The organism is Chloroflexus islandicus (assembly GCF_001650695.1).
Taxonomy (GTDB): Bacteria; Chloroflexota; Chloroflexia; order Chloroflexales; family Chloroflexaceae; genus Chloroflexus; species Chloroflexus islandicus.
Window position 1 is genome coordinate 77,679 of record NZ_LWQS01000125.1, and the last position, 20,034, is coordinate 97,712.

At 60.7% G+C, this 20,034-nt stretch carries 17 protein-coding genes; 5 read left to right on the forward strand and 12 right to left on the reverse strand.

Annotation, left to right across the window (positions count from 1 at the left end):
• Position 1: 1 nt before the first annotated feature.
• From hisA to A6A03_RS19680, 3 genes are read right to left on the reverse strand one after another with little or no spacing between them, the layout of a single operon-like run.
• On the reverse strand, positions 2 to 733 hold the full coding sequence (gene hisA, locus A6A03_RS19670) for a 1-(5-phosphoribosyl)-5-[(5-phosphoribosylamino)methylideneamino]imidazole-4-carboxamide isomerase (RefSeq protein ID WP_066791631.1): 732 nt from the start codon (positions 731 to 733) through the stop codon (positions 2 to 4).
• Between the two features lie 3 nt (positions 734 to 736).
• The gene (gene hisH / locus A6A03_RS19675) at positions 737 to 1,372 is read right to left on the reverse strand and encodes an imidazole glycerol phosphate synthase subunit HisH (RefSeq protein ID WP_066791634.1); all 636 of its coding nucleotides are present in this window, start codon (positions 1,370 to 1,372) and stop codon (positions 737 to 739) included.
• Positions 1,369 to 2,427 (reverse strand): histone deacetylase family protein, encoded by a 1,059-nt coding sequence (locus A6A03_RS19680; RefSeq protein WP_066791636.1) that lies wholly within the window; start codon positions 2,425 to 2,427, stop codon positions 1,369 to 1,371. The genes hisH and A6A03_RS19680 overlap by 4 nt, the downstream gene beginning before the upstream one ends.
• Before the next feature lie 217 nt (positions 2,428 to 2,644).
• Here A6A03_RS19680 and polA point away from each other — a divergent pair, with 217 nt between their 5' ends.
• From polA to A6A03_RS19695, 3 genes are all read left to right on the forward strand, one after another.
• The gene (gene polA, locus A6A03_RS19685) at positions 2,645 to 5,458 is read left to right on the forward strand and encodes a DNA polymerase I (protein ID WP_066791638.1); all 2,814 of its coding nucleotides are present in this window, start codon (positions 2,645 to 2,647) and stop codon (positions 5,456 to 5,458) included.
• Between the two features lie 87 nt (positions 5,459 to 5,545).
• Positions 5,546 to 6,565, forward strand: a complete 1,020-nt coding sequence (locus A6A03_RS19690; protein ID WP_066791640.1) for a glycosyltransferase family 2 protein — start codon at positions 5,546 to 5,548, stop codon at positions 6,563 to 6,565.
• A 54-nt stretch (positions 6,566 to 6,619) separates the two neighbouring features.
• Positions 6,620 to 7,576 (forward strand): SPFH domain-containing protein, encoded by a 957-nt coding sequence (locus tag A6A03_RS19695; RefSeq protein WP_245669070.1) that lies wholly within the window; start codon positions 6,620 to 6,622, stop codon positions 7,574 to 7,576.
• Positions 7,577 to 7,624: 48 nt separating this feature from the next.
• Here the strand turns inward: A6A03_RS19695 and A6A03_RS19700 are convergent, their stop codons facing one another.
• The 3 genes from A6A03_RS19700 to trxA form a co-directional block, all read right to left on the reverse strand.
• Positions 7,625 to 8,137 (reverse strand): DUF3592 domain-containing protein, encoded by a 513-nt coding sequence (locus A6A03_RS19700; RefSeq protein ID WP_076798292.1) that lies wholly within the window; start codon positions 8,135 to 8,137, stop codon positions 7,625 to 7,627.
• An 88-nt stretch (positions 8,138 to 8,225) separates the two neighbouring features.
• Complete coding sequence (locus tag A6A03_RS19705; protein WP_066791645.1) at positions 8,226 to 11,762, reverse strand: ATP-binding protein; 3,537 nt, start codon at positions 11,760 to 11,762, stop codon at positions 8,226 to 8,228.
• Between the two features lie 142 nt (positions 11,763 to 11,904).
• Positions 11,905 to 12,684, reverse strand: a complete 780-nt coding sequence (gene trxA, locus A6A03_RS19710; protein WP_066791647.1) for a thioredoxin — start codon at positions 12,682 to 12,684, stop codon at positions 11,905 to 11,907.
• 292 nt (positions 12,685 to 12,976) lie between these two features.
• On the opposite strand from trxA, the gene A6A03_RS19715 reads away from it, so the two are divergent.
• Both A6A03_RS19715 and A6A03_RS19720 read left to right on the forward strand, forming a co-directional pair.
• Complete coding sequence (locus tag A6A03_RS19715; RefSeq protein ID WP_156525401.1) at positions 12,977 to 15,490, forward strand: hypothetical protein; 2,514 nt, start codon at positions 12,977 to 12,979, stop codon at positions 15,488 to 15,490.
• A 189-nt stretch (positions 15,491 to 15,679) separates the two neighbouring features.
• The gene (locus A6A03_RS19720) at positions 15,680 to 15,946 is read left to right on the forward strand and encodes a hypothetical protein (RefSeq protein WP_066791651.1); all 267 of its coding nucleotides are present in this window, start codon (positions 15,680 to 15,682) and stop codon (positions 15,944 to 15,946) included.
• A 240-nt stretch (positions 15,947 to 16,186) separates the two neighbouring features.
• Here A6A03_RS19720 and argC read toward each other — a convergent pair whose 3' ends face one another.
• From argC to A6A03_RS19750, 6 genes are read right to left on the reverse strand one after another with little or no spacing between them, the layout of a single operon-like run.
• On the reverse strand, positions 16,187 to 17,221 hold the full coding sequence (argC, locus tag A6A03_RS19725; RefSeq protein ID WP_066791653.1) for an N-acetyl-gamma-glutamyl-phosphate reductase: 1,035 nt from the start codon (positions 17,219 to 17,221) through the stop codon (positions 16,187 to 16,189).
• Positions 17,222 to 17,280: 59 nt separating this feature from the next.
• Positions 17,281 to 18,129, reverse strand: coding sequence for a lysine biosynthesis protein LysX (gene lysX, locus A6A03_RS19730; RefSeq protein ID WP_066791655.1), 849 nt, complete (start codon positions 18,127 to 18,129; stop codon positions 17,281 to 17,283).
• Positions 18,130 to 18,140: 11 nt separating this feature from the next.
• A complete protein-coding gene (gene lysW, locus A6A03_RS19735) occupies positions 18,141 to 18,308 on the reverse strand; it encodes a lysine biosynthesis protein LysW (RefSeq protein WP_066791658.1) in 168 nt (55 codons plus the stop codon).
• Positions 18,309 to 18,345: 37 nt separating this feature from the next.
• A complete protein-coding gene (gene lysW / locus A6A03_RS19740) occupies positions 18,346 to 18,513 on the reverse strand; it encodes a lysine biosynthesis protein LysW (RefSeq protein ID WP_066791658.1) in 168 nt (55 codons plus the stop codon).
• Positions 18,514 to 18,527: 14 nt separating this feature from the next.
• On the reverse strand, positions 18,528 to 19,526 hold the full coding sequence (locus tag A6A03_RS19745; RefSeq protein ID WP_066791660.1) for an isocitrate/isopropylmalate dehydrogenase family protein: 999 nt from the start codon (positions 19,524 to 19,526) through the stop codon (positions 18,528 to 18,530).
• Complete coding sequence (locus tag A6A03_RS19750; protein WP_066791662.1) at positions 19,526 to 20,026, reverse strand: LeuD/DmdB family oxidoreductase small subunit; 501 nt, start codon at positions 20,024 to 20,026, stop codon at positions 19,526 to 19,528. Before A6A03_RS19750 ends, A6A03_RS19745 begins: the two co-directional genes overlap by 1 nt.
• Positions 20,027 to 20,034 lie beyond the last annotated feature (8 nt).

Here is a 20,034-nt window from a genome sequence, read left to right on the forward strand (position 1 = left end):
CTTATGATTGTGAAGTCACCGTTTGGGCGACGGCCAATGCTTCGGGCAAGCTGATCGCTCCCACGTACAACGCCTTGCCGATAATCGCTCCCTCGACCCCAAGCTGGGCCAGCCGGCGCACGTGATCGAGGGTGGCAATGCCGCCGCTCGCGATGATCGCCGGGCCATCGGCGCGGATCAATTCGGCCAGTGCAGTGAAGTTCGGGCCGCTGAGCGCACCGTCGCGGCTAATGTCAGTATAGATGATCCGGCGTGCGCCGAGCGCCGCCATCTGTGCAGCGAGCATCGTCGCCGCCACGGTTGAGGTGACCGTCCAGCCATCAGTTGCCACCATCCCGTTCCGTGCGTCGATCCCGATCACGATCTGCTCGCCGAAGCGATGGAGCAGGCGGGCCACCAGTTCAGTTTCGGCGATCGCGGCGGTGCCGATAATCACCCGCTCGACACCGAGGGCCAAAGCCGCCTCGACATCCTCTTCGCGGCGCAAGCCGCCGCCGAGTTGCACCGGAATCTGGACGGCTTGGGTAATTGCCAAGACCGCATCGACATTCTGCGGCCTACCGGCGCGCGCGCCATCGAGATCGACCAGATGCAGGCGGGTTGCCCCTTGCGCTTGCCATGACCGGGCCACGGCGACCGGATCGTCGGCGTAGACCGTCATCTGGGCGAAATCGCCTTGATACAACCGCACGCAGCGCCCGTCTTTCAAATCAATCGCCGGAATAATCTCCATGTCTCATCCTCTCTGAGAGGTTGCGCCGCTCCACGCCACAAAGTTGGCGAGCAAGCGCAAGCCATAGTCACCGCTCTTTTCGGGGTGAAACTGCACCGCCGCCAGCCGGTCGCGGATGATCACACTCGGAAAGAGCAATCCATAATCGGTGCGCGCGGCAATGATCGCCGGATCAGCGACATCACAGTAGTACGAGTGAACGAAATAGACATCGGCCCGATCAGGAATGCCGGTAAAGAGCGGATGTTCGCGAAACGCCGGTGCAATCTGCACCTGATTCCAGCCGATTTGGGGGATTTTGCCGGCGCTGTCGGGTAGCCGCCGCACGGTTCCCGGCACAATATCGAGGCATGGATGGGGGCCGAATTCCTCGCTCTCGCTCAATAAGACCTGCATGCCGACGCAAATGCCGAGAAACGGTGTGCCTGCTGCCACCACTTCCGGCAAGACAGCGGCAATGCCGAGCTGGCGCAAACTGGCCATCGTATCGGCGGTGGCGCCGACGCCGGGCAAGACGACAGCCTGCGCCGAACGAATCACATCAGGATTGTCGGTAACGGTCAAATCGGCGCCAACTCGCCGCAATGCGCGCACCACATTGGGCAGATTGCCGGCGCCGTAGTTAATCACTGCAATCATGCTTCTCCCTGATAACCGGTCTGCATCAAGAGCGGATGTTGATTCTGCAAGGCGGTAATGATATGGTCAATCGCTGGTTCGGGCGCTTGGACGCCACCCATCGGGTCTGGGCCGGGATCCATGCCGGCCATTAGGCGGAGTGTTGCCACCACGCCGGCGGCGAGGGCGGGCAAGCTGTAGCCACCCTCCAGCACGAAGCCGATCCGGCCATCACACAGCTCGGCGGCCCAATTGAGCAAATGCTGCACGATGCGGGCAAACCCGTTGACCGAAAGCGCCATCGGCCCGATCGGGTCGCTCCAGTGGGCATCGAACCCCGCCGAGATCAGCATCATGTCGGGTTGAAAACGGCGCAACGCCGGCCCGATAATCTGGCGGAAGACGCGGTCATACCCTTGATCGCCAGTGCTGTACGGTAACGGTACATTGAGCGTAGCGCCGCCGGCAGTGCGCGGGTCTCCCATCTCGTGCATAGCGCCGGTGCCGGGGTAGAGCGGCGAAGCATGGGTCGAACAGAAGAGCACCCGCCCATCGCGGTAGAAGATGTCTTGGGTGCCGTTGCCGTGATGCACGTCAAAGTCGATGATCGCGATCCGTTTGAAGCCATAGCGGTCGAGTAGCACGCGGGCCGCGATTGCGATATTGTTGAAGAGACAGAACCCCATCGAGCGGGTATCGGTCGCGTGATGGCCGGGTGGGCGCACGAGCGCAAACCCGTTGTGACAACGCCCTTCAGCGATCGCTTCGGCCAAGCAGATCGTCGCGCCTGCCGCCAGCAACCCTACCTCCCACGAATCGGCGGTGACATAGGTGTCGCTATCGATTTGGCCGCCGCCGTAACTGGCCAGTTGGCGCACCCGGTGCAGCATATGCGGGCTATGCACGGCCAGCAATTCGGCTTCGGTCGCCGGGCGGATGGGCAATGGTTTGAGGTAGCCAAGCAAACCCGCCGATTGGATGGCGCGCTGGATCGCGTGCAGCCGGCTGGCCTGTTCGACGTGGCCGTGCCATGTATGCAGATCGAACCGCTGATCGGTCACAATGGCTGTGGTCATACAAGTGTGTCAGGTGTGTTGTGTTCGCTGCTGGCGGTGTCTGCGCAGCCATTAGGCACGCATGCGGTGGTACGCCAGCGCCGTTGACATTGTTCACATTGTACCACGCAGCGACAAGCGACCGGTTGCGTTTGGCGAGGATGTTTCTGTAGCGCGGCGTGGTATAATCCAAACGCGCATGACGAGTGTTGCGCTTCGTTGGGAATGGAGCTTTGGTATGGCGCGCCCGTTGTTGGTACTGGTTGACGGCCATGCGTTGGCGTATCGCGCGTTCTTTGCCTTGCGCGAGAGCGGTCTGCGCTCGTCGCGCGGCGAGCCGACCTATGCCGTGTTTGGCTTTGCCCAAATCTTGCTGACGGCGCTGGCCGATTACCGGCCTGAATACGCTGCCGTCGCCTTCGACGTCGGGCGTACCTTTCGCGATGATCTCTACGCCGATTACAAGGCCGGGCGCGCCGAGACGCCGGAAGAGTTCTACCCGCAGTTTGAGCGGATCACGCAGTTGGTGCGGGCGCTGTCGATCCCGATCTACACTGCCGAGGGGTATGAAGCCGATGATGTGATCGGCACACTGGCCTGCCAAGCGACTGCGCAGGGGTTGGATGTGATCATCCTCACCGGCGACTCTGATGTGCTGCAATTGGTGAACGAGCATGTGCGCGTGGCGCTGGCCAACCCATACGGCGGCAAGACGAGCGTCACGCTGTACGATGTCGAGCAGGTGCGCAAGCGGTACGATGGCCTCGAACCGGCGCAACTGGCCGATCTGCGCGGTCTGAAGGGCGATGCCTCTGACAATATTCCCGGCGTGCGCGGGATCGGTGAGAAGGGCGCGATTGCCTTGCTCAAGCAGTTTGGCTCGCTCGATCATTTGCTGTCACATATTAGTGATGCCCCCAAACGCTATCAAAACTTACTGAACGAACAAGCTGATACAGCCCGTTTCTCGCGCCAGTTGGCGACGATTGTGACCGATGCGCCGGTGCAGCTCGATCTAGCGGCGGCCCGGCTCGGTGTGTACGATCGGGCCGCGGTGATGGCTCTTTTGCAAGAGTTAGAGTTCGGTGTCAGCTCGAATTTGATCAAGAAATTGCCGCCGGTGGTGCAAGCGCCAGCGTTGGCCGAGTTGCCCGCCGATCTGCCGGCGGCGCCGCCGGCTGCCGGTGGCCCCACCCAGCTCTCGCTGTTTGGCGGCGAAGCGCCGGCAACCAATCCGTCTGCGACGGCGACGCGGATTGTGCGCGACTCAGCGGCATTGGCTGATCTGGTGGCGCGCCTGCGCGCCGCGCCGGCGTTTGCTTTCGATACCGAATGCACCAGCTTGCAAGCGGTGGGGAGTGATTTGGTCGGCATTTCCATCGCGACCACGCCCGACGACGCCTGTTATCTGCCGGTGGGGCACGAGGTTGGCGAGCAGGTGCCGCTGGCCGAGGTGGTGGCGGCGCTTGGCCCGCTGTTTGCCGACCCGCACAAGCCCAAATTCGCCCACAACGCCAAGTTCGATGCCGAAGTGCTGGCCGGCGCCGGTATCCATGTGGCCGGGTTGGCGTTCGATACTATGATCGCGGCGGCGATGTTGGGCAAACGGCAGGGGCTGAAGGATTTAGCCTTTTACGAGTTGAAATTGCCCGAACCGCCAACGACGATCGAAGACCTGATCGGGCGGGGCAGCAAGCAGATCAGCTTTGCCGCAGTGCCAATCGAGCAAGCCGCCCCCTACGCTGCCGCCGATGCGCTGCACACCCTGCTCCTCACCGAGACGTTGCGTTCCCAATTGGCCGCCGATGCCGCGCTGCGCGATCTGTACTATCGGGTCGAGCTGCCGTTGATCGACGTGCTGACCGATATGGAGCTGGCCGGGATCTTGCTCGACCACGAGTATCTGCGCGAGTTGGGCAAACGCTTCGCCCACCGCATCAACGAGCTGGCCGAACGCATCTATGCGCAGGCTGGCGGCCCGTTTAATATCAATTCCGGCCCGCAACTGAACGAGGTCTTGTTTGAGCGGATGGGCATCGATCCACGCGCCCACGGCCTCAGCAAGCTCAAGAGTGGCGGCTATTCGATTACAGCGGAAGTGTTGGAAGAGCTGAGCCAGCTCTACCCGATCGCCGCCGATATTCTGACCTATCGCCAGCTCACCAAACTCAAGAGCACTTATATCGATGCCCTGCCGGAACTGGTCAATCCGCGCACCGGACGCATCCACACCTCGTATAACCAGATCGGCGCGGCGACGGGTCGCTTGTCGTCGAACAATCCCAACCTGCAAAACATTCCGGTGCGGACTGAAGAGGGTCGCGAAATCCGGCGCGCGTTTGTCGCCGCCCCCGGCCATCGCTTCGTCGCCGCCGACTACTCGCAGATCGAGTTGCGGGTGCTAGCCCACATCAGCGGCGACGAAAACCTGATCGCCGCCTTCCAGCAGGGCCTCGATATTCACGCCGCCACGGCCAGCCGCCTGTTTGGCGTAGCGCCTGATCAGGTCGACAAAAACCAGCGCCGGGTGGCCAAGACGGTGGTGTTTGGCGTAATTTACGGCATTAGCGCCTTTGGCCTTGCCCAACGCCTCGGCATCGAGCGCGACCTTGCCCGCCAACTGATCGATAACCTGTTTGCCCAATTCCCCGGCATTCGCCGGTATATCGATCAAACGCGCGAATTTGGCCGCCAACACGGCTACGTGCAGACCTTGTTTGGCCGCCGGCGGGTGATGGAAGACCTGCGCGCTAGCGGTGCGCGGCGTGCGGCTGCCGAGCGTGAGGCGATCAACGCGCCAATCCAAGGCACTGCCGCCGACATCATGAAGATCGCGATGGTCAATGTCCATCGCGCCTTGCGCGAACGCGGCCTGCGCACTCGTTTGCTCTTACAGGTGCATGACGAGCTAATCGCCGAAGCACCGGAAGAAGAAGTGCCAGCGGCGGCCCAGCTCTTGCGCGAAGTGATGAGCAGCGCCTACCAACTGGTGGTGCCGCTCGGCGTCAATCTCGAAACTGGGCCGAATTGGGAAGAGATGGCGGCGGTGTGAGGAAAGACGTTGCATTGTCTCCTCAGGTATACGCCGTTGCTGAAATAAACGGTTTGGTTCTGCCGCCGGTTGAGGCGGGGAGGGAATATGTCTGATGTGCAACCAACCTTCTCGGTGGTCGCGCCGGTCTACAATGAAGAGCAGTTGATCGCCGAGTTTTGCCGGCGGGTGATTGCCGCGCTCGAACCGCTGGGGGAACCGTTTGAGCTGGTGTTAGTCAATGACGGCTGCCGGGATCGGTCGCCGGAAATTATGCGCGAGCTGCACGAGCGTGATCCACGGATCAAGGTGATCAACTTCTCGCGCAATTTCGGCCATCAGATTGCGATTACCGCCGGCACTGACTACGCTGCCGGCAAAGCGGTGATTGTGATCGATTCGGATTTGCAGGATCCGCCGGAGGTCATCCCTGAACTGATTGCGCGCTGGCGCGAAGGCTATCAGGTGGTGTATGGCGTGCGCGAAGAGCGTGAAGGCGAGACGTGGTTTAAGAAGACGACGGCGGCCCTCTTTTATCGCCTGATCGTGCGGATCACCAACGTCAAGATTCCGGTTGATACCGGCGATTTCCGGTTGATGGATCGTAAAGTCGTCGATGCCCTGAAGCGTATGCGCGAACATCACCGCTTTATGCGCGGCTTGTCGGCGTGGGTTGGCTTCCGCCAGACTGGGGTGCCGTATCGCCGCCATGCCCGCGCTGCCGGCGCCACTAAATATCCGCTGCGCAAGATGTTGCGTTTTGCCCTTGATGGCATTACCAGCTTTTCGTATTTACCGCTGCAACTGGCGACCTATCTCGGTTTTATCGTCGCCGCGATCAGCATGATTTTCCTCCTTGTGGTCTTTGTGATGCGGCTCGCCAATCCTGCCGCCGCCGAACCTGCGTTTTACGGGCAGGCCAGCACTTTGGCGAGTGTGCTCTTCCTTGGCGCAGTGCAACTGATTTCGCTCGGCATTATCGGCGAATATGTCGGTCGCATCTACGATGAAGTGAAAGGCCGGCCACTCTATATTGTCGCCGAAACGTTGGGCATTGCCGAGCCGGATGCAACTTCTGCCGCCGCTGTGCGTATTTCCCAACATGAACAGACGTCACTGCGAACGTGAACAAAGGGGGTTGTGATGTCGCAGCGAGCGCCGCGCACCGGTGGAGGAGGAAGTATGAATTCACGGTTGTCGTTTGTTGGCGGATTTATCGTATTGCTAATCATTGCCGGCATTGGCCTGAGCACGATGAAGTATGTGCAGGTCGATGAAGGGCAAGCCGCGATCGAGCTGGTGCAAGGCCGGATCGTGGCTGTGCATGGGCCGGGGCCGATCTTCCGCCCCTTCGCGCCGTTCACCGAGATCGAGCTGGTCAATGTGCGCCGCCAAGCGCGCCAAATTTCGCAGAATGTCGCCAGTAGCGATAAGCAACTGTACGATATCGATATTCAAGTTGATTTTCGCCGCTTGCCGACCGAGCAGGCGTTGCGCGCGGCGTATGCCGAGATCGGGGTGAGTGACACGCTGCTCGGTGATTTTCTCGATGGCTTCATCAACGATGCGCTCAAGAGCGCCAGCACCCAATTCACCCTCGATGAAGCGCTCTCGGATCGCGGATCGTTTGCCGAGCGCATCCGCCGCTTTCTCACCACCCCTCCCGGCGATGGCCAGCGCGCGCCGGTCGATCAGCTCTATATCACGATCGAGGCGGTGAAGGTGCTCGATATCAAGGTCGGCGACACCTACGCTCAATTGTTGGCCGAGAAGGCCAATCTGGAAGTGCAGATTGAGACCGAGCAGAAGCGCCGGCAGCAAATTGAGGCCCAACAGGCCAATAATCTCTTCCAAGCCGAGCAAGAGGCGCTAGTTGCGCTGACCCGCGAAAAGGGCATCACTGCCGCTGCGCTAGAGGCCGCCAACCGCGAAGCGCAGGTGCGCGCTATCGAAGGCCGTTACTGGCGCGAAAACCCCGAACTGTTCGAGCTGCGCAAGCGCGAATTGCTGGTGCAGATGATGTCGAAGGGGAATGTGTGGTTCGTTGACCCGAACACCAATCTGACCCTGCTGCTCAACAATCAAGCGGGGGATGGGCAGGCGCTAGTGATTCCGCAGCCGGCGCCGTCCAATCCTTAAGCCATATTGGTAGTGACGCCAAGACGTGACGGGTTGCGTCTTGGCGTCTTACCCTTGCTGCCGGCGCCGCCACAAGATCGCGCCGATCAGACCGAGCAATCCGCCGAGTTTCAAGAGTTTCAATCCCAGATCGAGCGCCATCAAGCTGCCAAGCCCGATCATCACGCCGCCGGCGCCAAGAAAGATATAGACTGGCAGCCAGTGTTCCCACGTATTGACGAGGGCTGATTGCGGCGTTTGCGGATCGTACAACACTTCCACTCGGTCGCCGGTTTGAAACGCCGGCGGGTTGCCGCCGAGTGTGCTCTCGAACCGGATCAATTCGCCGGTGGCGGTGCGGTACTCGACTACCGGGTAGGAGAAGGTTCGGTTCCCGCTGTTGGTGTTGACCGTGCGTGATACGACTTCAACAACGACGCCTTGCGCCGGGATCATCGCCGCCATCTGGCGCTCAAGATCGGCGCGGATGTTCCAGCCAAAGCTGAGGAAAAACATACCGGCAATAAACATCATCGGCAGGCCGATGATGATGCCGAGCGGACTGCGGACTCGTGCATTCATTGCGATAGCTCCTATCTAGTTGGGCTGATGGACGTTGATTGCTCATAGCGGCAAAGCGTCCACACGGCGTCTACATCACGGGCGCCATTCAGGCCAAGGCAGGTGGGTCAGGCCATATATCGGCTGTGTGGGCATTGAGGATCGCTTGATTGAAGGTGAAGGCGGTTAAAAATCGGTCGTGGAGTGCTGGCGGCAGTTGATGTTGCTCGCGTTGCAAATCATTCATGGCCATCTGCAGAGCGGACTGCGCTTCATCGTAGCGGCCTAAGGCGCGCAAGACTTGGGCGCGGGCAAACCAGATTTGTTGAGGGTGTTCCACGGCAGGAGCTTGCTCTAGATCACGCACGGCTTGAGCGCTGTGCATGTCGGCAGCGGCATTATCGCCAAGCCGTAGGCACGCAATGGCGAGAAAGGCGCGATCAATGCTCATATCAAGCAGACCTTGCATAGCGCGTAGCGTCAATCCCTGCTCCATCGTCATGCGGGCTTCTTCCAATCGTCCTTGTTGCAACAGTGCAGCGCCGAGGTTCGCCAAGGCGGCCGCTTGCTGCACCGGTAATTGCAGGGCCTGCGCACGCGCCAGCGAGTCGCGCAGCCAGTGTTCAGCATTTGCACCATGGCCCTGCCACACCAACGCTGCGCCGATGTTGCTCGCTGCCACGCACATACCTCGTGCATCGTTAATCGCCTGAAATAAGGTATGCGCTTCGGTTGCCAGCCTGATACCGCTAGCAAAATCGCCAAAGCGCAATGCGATCGTGGCCGCATTCACCCGACTGGCCGCCATCCCCTGTCGTAACCGAAGGGCGGCATAGCCAGCATAGGCGCGTTCGTATGCTGCCAGCGCTTCGGCGAACTGACCGAGGCGGGCCTGCGCCCGCGCAATGAGGACGCTTGCTGCTGCCGCTCGATCCGGTATCCCACGCCGATCGAATAGCTGGTACGCCTCTTGGCCATACGTTAGCGCAGTCACGAAATCATTGCGCACCGTGGCCAAATTTCCACGCAAGAGCATGATTTCCGGCAACAGCGGCGACTGCGGATCAACAAACTGGATGGCGCGTTGCAGGGCTTCTTCGGCGGCAGCAAAGCGTTCACGCGCTTGTTCATAATCAGCGCGCGCCAACCAATACCGCACGAGTAAGTCAGGCTGCGATTGCTGCTGGGCCGCCTGTTGCGCCTGTTGTAATGCTTCCTCCGCGGCTGACCAATCTTGGTGGTGCCACAGGGCACGGGCAAGCAAGGTAAGGGTGGCAACGTCGTAATGGAGGGTGTAAGCGGTTGCGCGCCGCAGCGCATCAATCGCCTCCGGCCAGTGGTTACGCGCCAGCGCATACCGGCCACGCCGCGCGTAGAAAACACCGTGCCACTCGGGATGATCTGGCGAACGCTCGCAGAACTGATCAAGGGCGGCGAGAGCGGACGCTTGTTCATCACGGCGGCCCTGTTCATGCAAGATATCTTCTTGTTCGCAGAGCAGTTGGAAGAGGAGATGGAGATCGGTGGCCAACCCTAACCCGCGCTGTACTGCAGCAAGGGCGCTCTCGTGCGCGTACCGTGATCGAGCTTGGCGAGCGACTTGAAGCCACAATTCAGCTGCTTCGTTGATCTGTTCGGCCTGTTCGAGATGGTTGGCAATGAGTGGGAGTTCGGCGTTCATCTGGCGCAGTACGCTGGCTGCTTGCCGGTGCAAGCTTTGGCGCCGGGCAGGGGTGAGCGAGGCGAGAGTTACGGCCCGTATTTCGGGATGGGCAATGGTGTACTGGGCCGCGTTTTGCGATAACCAGTTGCGCAGGCAGAGCCGTGCGCAGGCTTGTTCCACCTCAGCCGGATTGCGCCCGCTCATCTGTTGTATGACATCAATACTGCTGCTTGCTAATACGGCGATGGTTTCCATGATCCGCCGCTCAGCGGCATCGAGAGCGCATAGTTGCTGTTGAATTGCTTCGGCCAATGAAGTTGGCAATGCAGCGCCGGCAGCAGCGCCGGCGGCAGCGTGAATCATTTCAGTTACTGCCAATGGCGCCCCGCCTGTGGCTTGCCATATCGTGTGCGCCTGCTCTGGCGCAAGACCGGCAGCTTGGCCATACTGCAATACGGTTGCTTGGTCGAAGTGCGGCAAGCGCCAGTAGCATACCATAGCCTGTTGTTGGAGTTCGGCCAAGACTGAAGCAAGCGGTTCACGGTCAGCCGTGCGGCAGGTGATGAATAACACCGTTTGCGTGCCACGACAGACGCTTCCCAGCCAACGGATCGCCTCGATCGATAAGTGATCGGCCTCATCGAGGTCTTCAAAAATAACTACCGTTGGCTGGCCGCCGGCCAATGCTAATAAGGCGCGAGGCAATGCTTGCAACAGCCGCGCGAGACCCGCGTGCCGGGCAGCCGGCATCTCGTCGTTTTGGTTGCGTACTGGCAGTAACTGGGGAAAGAGCGCACGCAGCTCCGGTAGCACTCGCGTCGCTTCACTCATCCATAGATCGAGTTGGGTAGCGATGCCGCTTGGCGAATGCGCTTCATTGAGCCGTTGCAACATAGCGGTGTGCAACACGGCCCGCATCAACCCAAATGGCGTATGAGACGAGACAGTCCGTGCGCTGACCATCCAAACCTGCCGCGCAAATGGCAAGCGGGTTGGTACGGTGCGTGCCAGCCACGACTTACCGGCGCCGGCTGGCCCCTCCACCCAGATCACGGGGGCAGCGCTGCCGAATGCTGCTTGCACTGCCGTTGTCATCTCGTCGATAGGGGCAGGCGGTATGGGAAGCGATGCAATGGTGCGGGCACTGTGAGCAGGTTTGCCGGGTGCAAGCACTGGTTGGGGAAAGGCCAGTGCTCGCGCCGATTCAATCTGCTCAGCTACTATTGCTTGGTACAGCTCAACGGTGGCGCTGTCAGGCCGGACGGCCAGTTCACGTTCGAGGAGATCAAGGCAGAGCGCAAATTGGCGGATGGCGCTGCTTCGTTGGCCCAACTTGGCGTATAGCCACATTATTTTGCGATGCACCTCTTCCGATAACGCATCAATGACCAGCGCTTGTTCTGCAACGGCTAAAGCGCGCGGCAGATCGCCAATGTGGGCATAGCCATCGATAGCCCGCACAATTACATCGAAATATAAGCGCTCGAAGTGGTATCGTTGTTGTTGGAGCCAATGCTCAAATTCGGGCGCTTCTTCCAACTCAATCCCGTTGAGAAGCGGGCCGCGATAGAGCGTTGCCGCTTCGGCGATCATGGACAGACTTTGGGGAGGAGGGAGCGCACGCACGTGCTGCGATAAACGAAGGAACTCACGCGCATCGACCCGGCAGTGCTCGCTATTGAAGCGGAGCAAACTGCTATGCACCTGAGACGTACTGATCACAATCTGATCAGCAATGACACCGATCGTTTGCCGCAACTGCGAGAGCGACCGGCGCAGGCGTTGGCGGGCAACCGTTTGGGGGGCATCAGGCCATAACAGGTAACTCAATTCATCGCGGGTTACAGCGCGATCATGGAGTGCTAGCACTGCCATAATTGCCAGCGGTTGCCGGCGCTGGAACGTTACCTCCTGCTGCGCTGCCCAGAAGCGTGGCGCGCCTAACAAATGCAATTCAAACTGAGGAGAGATCGCAGTTGTCATAGCGTTTGCAGTATGAAGCAATCATAGCCGATAGCATCATTATAGCCTCCGAGCGCCTCGATTGGGGTAATGACATGAAACAGAATCACGCGCAGCCACTGCCGGCTGCGCGTGATTGTCTAGGTGCAGCGTGCGCTGCTGCTTATGCGCCGGTATGCCGGGCCAGCGCCTGCCGCAAGACCTGATACGGCTGCGCGCCGACCAGCCGTTCGACGACGCGACCGCCTTTGAAGACGTAGATTGCCGGGATGCCGGTGATGCCGAAGCGTTGGGCCGTGTACGGGTTTTCGTCAACGTTGAGCTTGGCCACCACCGCTTTGCCGGCGAACTCTTGCGCCAGCCGCTCGATCGATGGCGCGACGGCCCGGCAAGGGCCGCACCACGGCGCCCAGAAATCAACCAGCACCGGCTGTTGGCTTTGGCCAATCACTTGATCGAAGGTGGCGTCGCGCAGCACTACCGGTCCAGCCGGCGCGCGCGCGTCACTAGCAGGTTGGCGGTTCGGGGTGGGGCCGGGGGGAGCGCCATTAGCGGACGGCGCTGACCGGTGCAGCGGCACGCTCGGCCCGCTCGGCAACGGCGGCTGCGAACCCTCGCCGCTCAGGTAGCTTAGCCACGCTTGCAGCGCGGTCTCCGGCGCTGCGCCGGCAGTGCGCGCCACCGTCGCTCCATTCCTGATAAAGACTAGCCCCGGTAGATCGGTAACGTTATATTTCTGCACCAACGCCGGATTATCATCGGCATCAACCCGCGCAATCAACGCTTTGCCGGCGAAGCGTTGCGCCAACCGGTCAAGGGTTGGTTCGAGTTGCTGGCAGGTTTGGCAACCGCGCCGGTCGAAGACGAGCAAGACCGGCAAACCCGCTTGTAACACGCGGTCAATGCTCTGTTCACCGGTGCGAATTGGAGTTGAAAAGACCATAGTTTCCTCGCTTGCGTAAGATGGTTGTTTGCACAGTATCGCTATCATCACTCTACTCCGGTCACATTAGTTGCACAGTAGCGGAGTGTTAGCGCAGTGTTATAGTGCTGGCCCGTTGGTTGCCCCTTCGCAATGCGGAGTTATATCGAAGCACCGTGACAAGTGGTGCGGGACGCGCTACAACAACGGATAGGTTCCCTGTATCTGAACCATCCTTTCCCAAAGGAGGAACCGTATGCGCCCCCCGCTTGCCCCGCCGTCCACTGCCCCCCGGTGTTGCTCCGCCAACAGTTTGTCGCGCGTTCTCTATTGGTTACTGGCGCTTGGTTTAGCGAGCGGTTTGGCCGGTTGCGTGGCCGGCCCTCCCAGCACGATCGAACCCACGCCGGTTGGCGCAGAGGCGACGGCTGCGCCGCCGCCAACCGCTGTGCCGGCCCTGCTGGTGATGGAAGCGAAGCCGTTAGCTAATTTGCCGGTGCAACCCGATGGCCAACCCTACACCGATTCTTACGGCGTGCAGATCATTGCCCCACCCACTGTTATGGAAACCGGCGAACCAATTACGGTGGCTGTCAGCGCCGCTGAGGGAGCACTAGCCGCCGCCTTGCAAGAACAGGCCGTGATCGAGACGCCGCTCTACGAAGTGACTGCGCCGAACGATAGCCGGGGCCGGGTCACGCTAACGCTGCCCGCCGCTTCTCCCGAATCGCGCATTGTGGCGTTGGTCGATGACACCTACCTCGCAGTGCTCGATCAAGAACCGCGTGATGGAAAACTGGAGCTGGCGGTGCGGGTATCGCCCACCGACGTGCCTGATCTTACCTCCGGCAATGGCCGGGGTGGGACGATCCGCTACTTCGTGGCTCGCCCGAAGAGCGCCGCGAGCGACGGGAATCTGTGGCAGGCGCTAGCGCCTCCACCGGCATTCGCCGCCGACGATTATCATCTCTGCTTGCAATGGACGTCGAGCACACTGTGCCGCACCAATGGCAAAATCTACGTGATGTGGCCAATGACGGCCCAGTTCAAGCTTGATCAGGCCGATGAAGTAATTCGCCAAATCGACTCGATTCTGCGGAGTTTTGCGGAGAAAAACTTTACCGCAGCCAAGTCGAACTCGTCCGTCTTTGTGGTGATTGGCCCTGATTTCAGCGCGCCGGCATACAGCCCCAAGAGCAGCATCCTCTCGTTGCCGGTTGATAGCGCCAAAACCATTGCCAACCCGCCCGGACGTTACGAGCTGATTCACGAGCTGGCCCACTGGGTGCAAGATGAAGAGTATGCGATGACGGTGGCCGCCCTCTCTGGCCCGAAGGCATGGTGGTTAGAGACAACCGCTGAGAATATGGTCTTTCTGATCGAGCCGGAAGCGCAAGAGCACAACCTCATTCAATACGGCCAGACGACGGTTGATGGGCCGAAACTTGGCTTTCAAGCCGAACCGTTCACGTGGGGATGGAACGATGAGTCGCGCTACATTCACGCCCAATTGCTCAAGGTCAACCTCTGCGCGAACAGCGCCTGCGCGCTGAGCGAAGCAGAGCTGGTGAAGGCCATCAACGAGGGCAGCTACCCGTTGATGGATGAAGCGCGCCAAGCGAAGCTGCGCACGAACCTCGATGACTATGCCCGCTATTTGCTCGGTGTGGCCCCGGAAAGGGCCAATACCGGGATCACAGTGCCGGCGGAGCTGCAACGGCCGAACCGGGTCGGTGATGTGATCAGCATTCGCCGCAACAAGAATGAGGATTTTGCCCTCAGTTCCACTGCTGAGGCGCCGCAGATCGTGAAACAAACGCCCGATGGCCGCCCGCCTGAGTATCAGATTCAAGCTGCTATTGACAGTGGCGCCGTCTATCCGTTGAGTGTGGTGAACGGCGGGGTGAACCCGAACACATCCGGCTGGCCGGTTATGCTAACTATTGAGCCGGGAGTGGAGCTGTGGTACCGGCGTGGCAATGAGCCGGTCACCTATCACGATGGCTCTAGCCAACTGGTGCTCGGCCCGATCCATCCCCGTATGGGGTACGACATGGTGCGGGTGGTAGCTTTGGCTCGCAATCAGCCGGCAACGTTCAAGGCCAAAGTGAACTTGGTCGATTTACAGGGTGATTGGATCTTGGTGAGCCAGAAGGTGATCAGCGCGAACTTATCGTGTGAGAATAACAATGGTAATTTTAATGATGATCCAGCCGAGCTGATTAACCTAGCACAGGCGATTTCTGGGATGGTGGCGCCGCGCGGTTCGTATCAGTGGAGCGGTCTGAACGAGTTGGAGTTCACCTTTGACGAAGGGACGGCCTCGCTGACCGGCGAAGCCGATGATACCTCGCAGTTCATGGCAATAGCCTCGATCTCGCCCGATGCGATCACAGGCAAGATGCAGCTAGTTTTTCCGCCGCCGGCCACGAGCAACGCTGCACCGGTGTGGCTGGCATTGGCCTTCGTGCCTCCCGGCATCCTCGCGTGGCGGTCACGCCGCCGGATGGCGCTGCTGTTGGTGGTGCTGCTCATGAGCACGACCTTAGCAGGATGTGTGGGGGTGTCGATCACCGGCAGCATTGGTACGCACTACACCCTCGACAAACTCGAATATGTCGGCAAAGGCGACACGCTCGGCGAACCGATCTGGCGGATCAGCACGCAGAAGGATGCCTACACCGATATTGACTTGACCATTGTCGTCACCAGTGAGTCGATCGGTAACGAACCGCCAGAGCAAAAGACGACGCGCTGCGCTGGCCGGATCAACCATGATTTGGTGATCGAGATCTATCGCGATGGGGTGATTACAGATTCGGAGTAACCGAACCCAGCCCGATGCGCAGGGAACGCAAGATTCCCTGCGCATTCTATTGCAACACCTCTGCACACATATTGCAAAAAATGTGCAAAAACGGTATACTAAGGAATGGATCGCGGCGACGGTGCCGCTCAGGTCATTGTCGCCGCGGCGCTACCGGTGCGCCCGGCGAGTGTGTGTGGAGGATAGACCATGCAAGATCACTTTCGCCAGCGCATCGAAGTACTCACCGCCCGCCTCAACAGCCTGCGCCCCGGCCTCGAGCGGGCGCGCCAGTCGGTTGCCCGTCTCGAAAATGACACTGTCCCTGCCGGCGCGACGGCCTTAGCCCGTGCCGCGCAGTTGTCGGCGGCGCGCGCAATGGCCGCGACGTTGGCCGAACGCGAGCGCCAGTTGCTGGTGGCGATTCAGGCGTTGCAGGCCGAGTTGGCCGATCAACAGTTAACCGAACACGAGTAGGGGCCGGTTTCAGACCGGCCTATGTGCGGTAGAAGTTTTGGAGTGCGGCAGTCATACTGCCGCACTCCATACGATTCGTGGACGGATTCGGCGTGGTGTTTAAAGCCGCGGTTGCCCAAATATATGGAGTGCGGCAGTCCCACTGCTGCGCGCCATACCTGTTACGGATGACCCCAGCCCAGCGTTTTGGAGTGCGGCAGTTTAACTGCCGCACTCCATAAAGCATTCATCAACCCGTCCCTACGGGTGCAACCCCATAAACGTCAACGCCGTCGTCTCGGCAAACCCGCACATCAGGTTCATACACTGCACCGCGCTGCCGGCAGCCCCCTTCATCAAGTTGTCGATCGCACAGATACTGACAATCCGCCCGGTCGTTGGCTCGTAGGCGAAGCCAATGTCGGCGTAATTGGCCCCTGCCAATATCTTCGGTTCGGGGTAGCGATAAATCCCCTGCCGCTCCTTCACAATGCGCACAAATGGCTGTTCGCGGGCAAAGCCGCGGTACGCCTGCCACAGATCCTTCTCGGTCAAGTCACGCGCCGCGAAGGCATGCACTGTCGCTAACGCGCCGCGCACCAGCTCGATGGCGGTGATCGACATGTGAACGTTGCGCAAGCCAGTGATCTGCTCGACTTCAGCGAGGTGGCGGTGGCCAACCGGCGCAAACGAGCGCACCGCGCCGGAGCGTTCGGGGTGGTGGCTGGCATCGCTGGCCGTCGCGCCGCCTTCCGATGATCCCACCTTGACGTCGGCGATAATCGGGCGGGTACGGTCGATCAGATCGGCTTGCACCAGCGGCATCAGGGCAAGGTTAGTGGCAGTGGCGTTGCAACCGACGCCGCTGGCATAGCGCGCGCCGATCAGCGCAGACCGGTTCACTTCAGGCAACCCATACACAAACCGCTCCAGCCACGCCGGGGCGGGGTGCGGATTGCCGTACCACTGCTGGTAGACCGCCGGATCGCGCAGGCGGAAGTCAGCCGAACAGTCAATGATCCGCTCGGCGAGAGCGGCGTAACGCTCGATGGCCTGCGCCGCCTCGCCGTGAGGCAGGGCCAGAAAGAGCAGATCACACGGCTGCAACGTGTCCGGGTGAACGAATTGCAGGTTGGTGCGGCCGCGCAAGTTGGGATGCACCTGATAGAGGTACCTCCCCGCGTTGCGAGCGCTGGTCGCCTGCACAATCGTCACGTGCGGGTGATCGAGCAAGAGGCGCAACAGCTCGCCGCCGACATAGCCGCTCGCCCCCACAATGCTAACGCGCAAAGTCATACACGCCTCATCAACAAGACGCACCACACCATCGCCGGAAAAGGCAGCGCGGTAGGATGCTACTGGCGACCGCGGCCCACTTCCACCACGTAATCGATAATCCGGGCCGGGATGTCTACCCCCGTGGTGTCGATGCTATTGCGGAACTCCATCGTGTAATTCACTTCATTGACCAACAACTCGCCGTCGGGCGTTTCCAGAATGTCGATCGCGACCACGCCACCGCCAACCGCGTGTGCTGCGCGCACGCTCAGATCGGCCAGCTCTGGCGTGATCGGGCAGTTGGTCGCGACGCCGCCGCGGGCGGTGTTGGTGATCCAGTGCGGGCTGGTGCGGTAAATCGCCGCAATGCACTCGTCGCCGATCACGAAGCTGCGGATGTCGCGGCCCGGCTTGTTGATGTATTGCTGGATGTAGAAGATCGAATGCTGGTAGTTGCCCAGTACGTCGCGGTGCTCAAGAATGGCTTCGGCGGCGTCGCGGTCGTTGATCTTGCTCACCATCCGCCCCCACGAGCCGATCACCGGCTTGAGCACCACCGGATAGCCGAGCTGCTCGATCGCTTCGAGCGCGCTTTCCGGCGTGAAAGCGAGCAAACAGCGCGGCGTGGGCACCCCGGCATGGATAAGCGCCTGCGTGGTGAGAAACTTGTCGCCGCAGGTGAGGGCGACGTGATAGGTATTGACCGTCGGCACGCCAGCGTCGTTAAAGATTTTGAGCATATAGAGCGCGCGGCTGTGCTGGATGGCGCGCTCAAGCACGACATCGAACGGGTAGCTGGTCTGGTGGAGGTCAAAGATGTGCTCACGGTCATCGATTTTGACATAATCGAGACCACGGCGTTCTAACTCTTGAAAGAGCAGCTTCTCTTCGGCGCGGATGCGCGAGCAGAGGACGGCAATGCGCATGATCGGTTCTCCTATTCTCCCCAATCCTCTTCGACCTCAGGGGCGAGGGCGAGGGTGGGCGGGTTGAGGCTGACGACTTCCAATTCGGCGCCGCAATCGGGGCAGGCAATAATCTCGCTCTCCAGCGTGTTGGCCGGCAAAGTGATTTCGGCAGCGCATTCGGGGCATTCGGCGCGCATTGATAAACTCCTTTGGCTGTAGCACGAATACGTTATTCTATTCTCCCCAATCCTCTTCGACCTCAGGGGCGAGGGCGAGGGTAGGCGGGTTGAGGCTGACGACTTCCAATTCAGCGCCGCAATCGGGGCAGGCAATAATCTCGCTCTCCAGCGTGTTGGCCGGCAAGGTGATTTCGGCGGCGCATTCGGGGCATTCGGCGCGCATGGTTGGTGCTCCTTTCAGGCGTGGGTTGTGAGTTGTTCCAGAATCGCATCAGCTACTTCACGAGTCGTCGCGTCGCCGCCAGCGTCGGGGGTGCGAATGCCGGCAGCGGCGACGGCATCCATAGCCCGGCGCAACCGTTCGGCGGCGTGAGGCCGCCCAATCCACTCGAGCAGCATCACCACGCAGTTGAGGGCCGCAGTTGGATTGGCAATGCCACGTCCGGCGATGTCAGGCGCAGCGCCATGCACCGGCTCGAACAGCGCCCGTCCGTGACCGAGATTGCTGCTGGCGGCGACACCCAAGCCGCCGCCGTGAATGCAAGCAATATCCGAGAGAATATCGCCAAACAGGTTGGTCGTGACGATCACATCAAACCGTTGCGGTTGGGCGGCCAGTTGCATGGCGGCCACATCAACCAACCGCTCCTCAAAGGTCAATTCAGGGAAGTCGGCAGCGACTTCCAGCGCCACCGTGCGGAACAGGCCGTCGCTGACCCGCAGCACGTTGGCTTTGTGAACAATCGTGACCTTGCCGGGATGGCCGGCAGCTTGGCGGGTGCGGGCCAATTCACAGGCTGCGCGCACAATCCGGGCCGAGGCAGTGCGGGTGATGACGCGCTCGGCGATGGCGGTGTTGCCATCGTCTTCAAGCCGCTCGCGCCCGCTGTACAGGTCTTCGGTGTTCTCGCGCACGACCACCAGATCAACGCCGGGGCCGATCGTGGGCCGGATGTTGGCGTACAGGTCGAGCGTGCGGCGCAGTTCGACAATCGGACTGCGGTAGCCGGGTACCGGGTGGCTCGGCGAGGCAACCGCACCAAAGAGGATCGCGGTCGCTTCGCGGGCCGCTGCCAGCGTCTCGGCGGGCAGTGCGACGCCGGTGCGCTGGAAGACGCCCCACCCAGCCTCGGCTTCGGTCAGGGTGAGGTCAGGCGCCAGCGCGCGCAGCGCCGCTGTCGCCACGGCCATCACCTCCGGGCCGATCCCATCGCCGGGAATGACACAGATCTGCATCACGCCACCTCACCGGGGAAACGGCCATACTGGCGGTAGAACGGCACAATGCCTCCTGCGGCCCACACCTCGCGCAAGAAGAGCGGCGGCGGCGGCAAGTGGATCACGCGCCCAGCGCTGGTCGTGATCTTCCCGCTTTCCAAATCCAGCTCTACTTCATCGCCATCAGCCAGCTCGTTGGTCAGATCAGCGGTAAAGCAGGGGATGCCGAGATTGAGCGCGTTGCGGAAGAAGATGCGGGCAAAGAGCGGAGCGATAATCGCACCGATGCCGACCATACGCAGCGCCAGCGGAGCGTACTCGCGCGAGCTGCCGCAGCCAAAGTTCTTGCCGGCGACGATAATGTCGCCGGGGCGCACGTTGGGCGCGAAATCGGGCCGGTGTTCGATGAACGGGTAGCGGCGCAATTCACTCTCATCCTTCAACATATACGGCGCATAGCGACCGGGAACGATCTGATCGGTATTGATGTCGGGGCCAAAAAGCCACACGCGAGCCATAGCAAAGC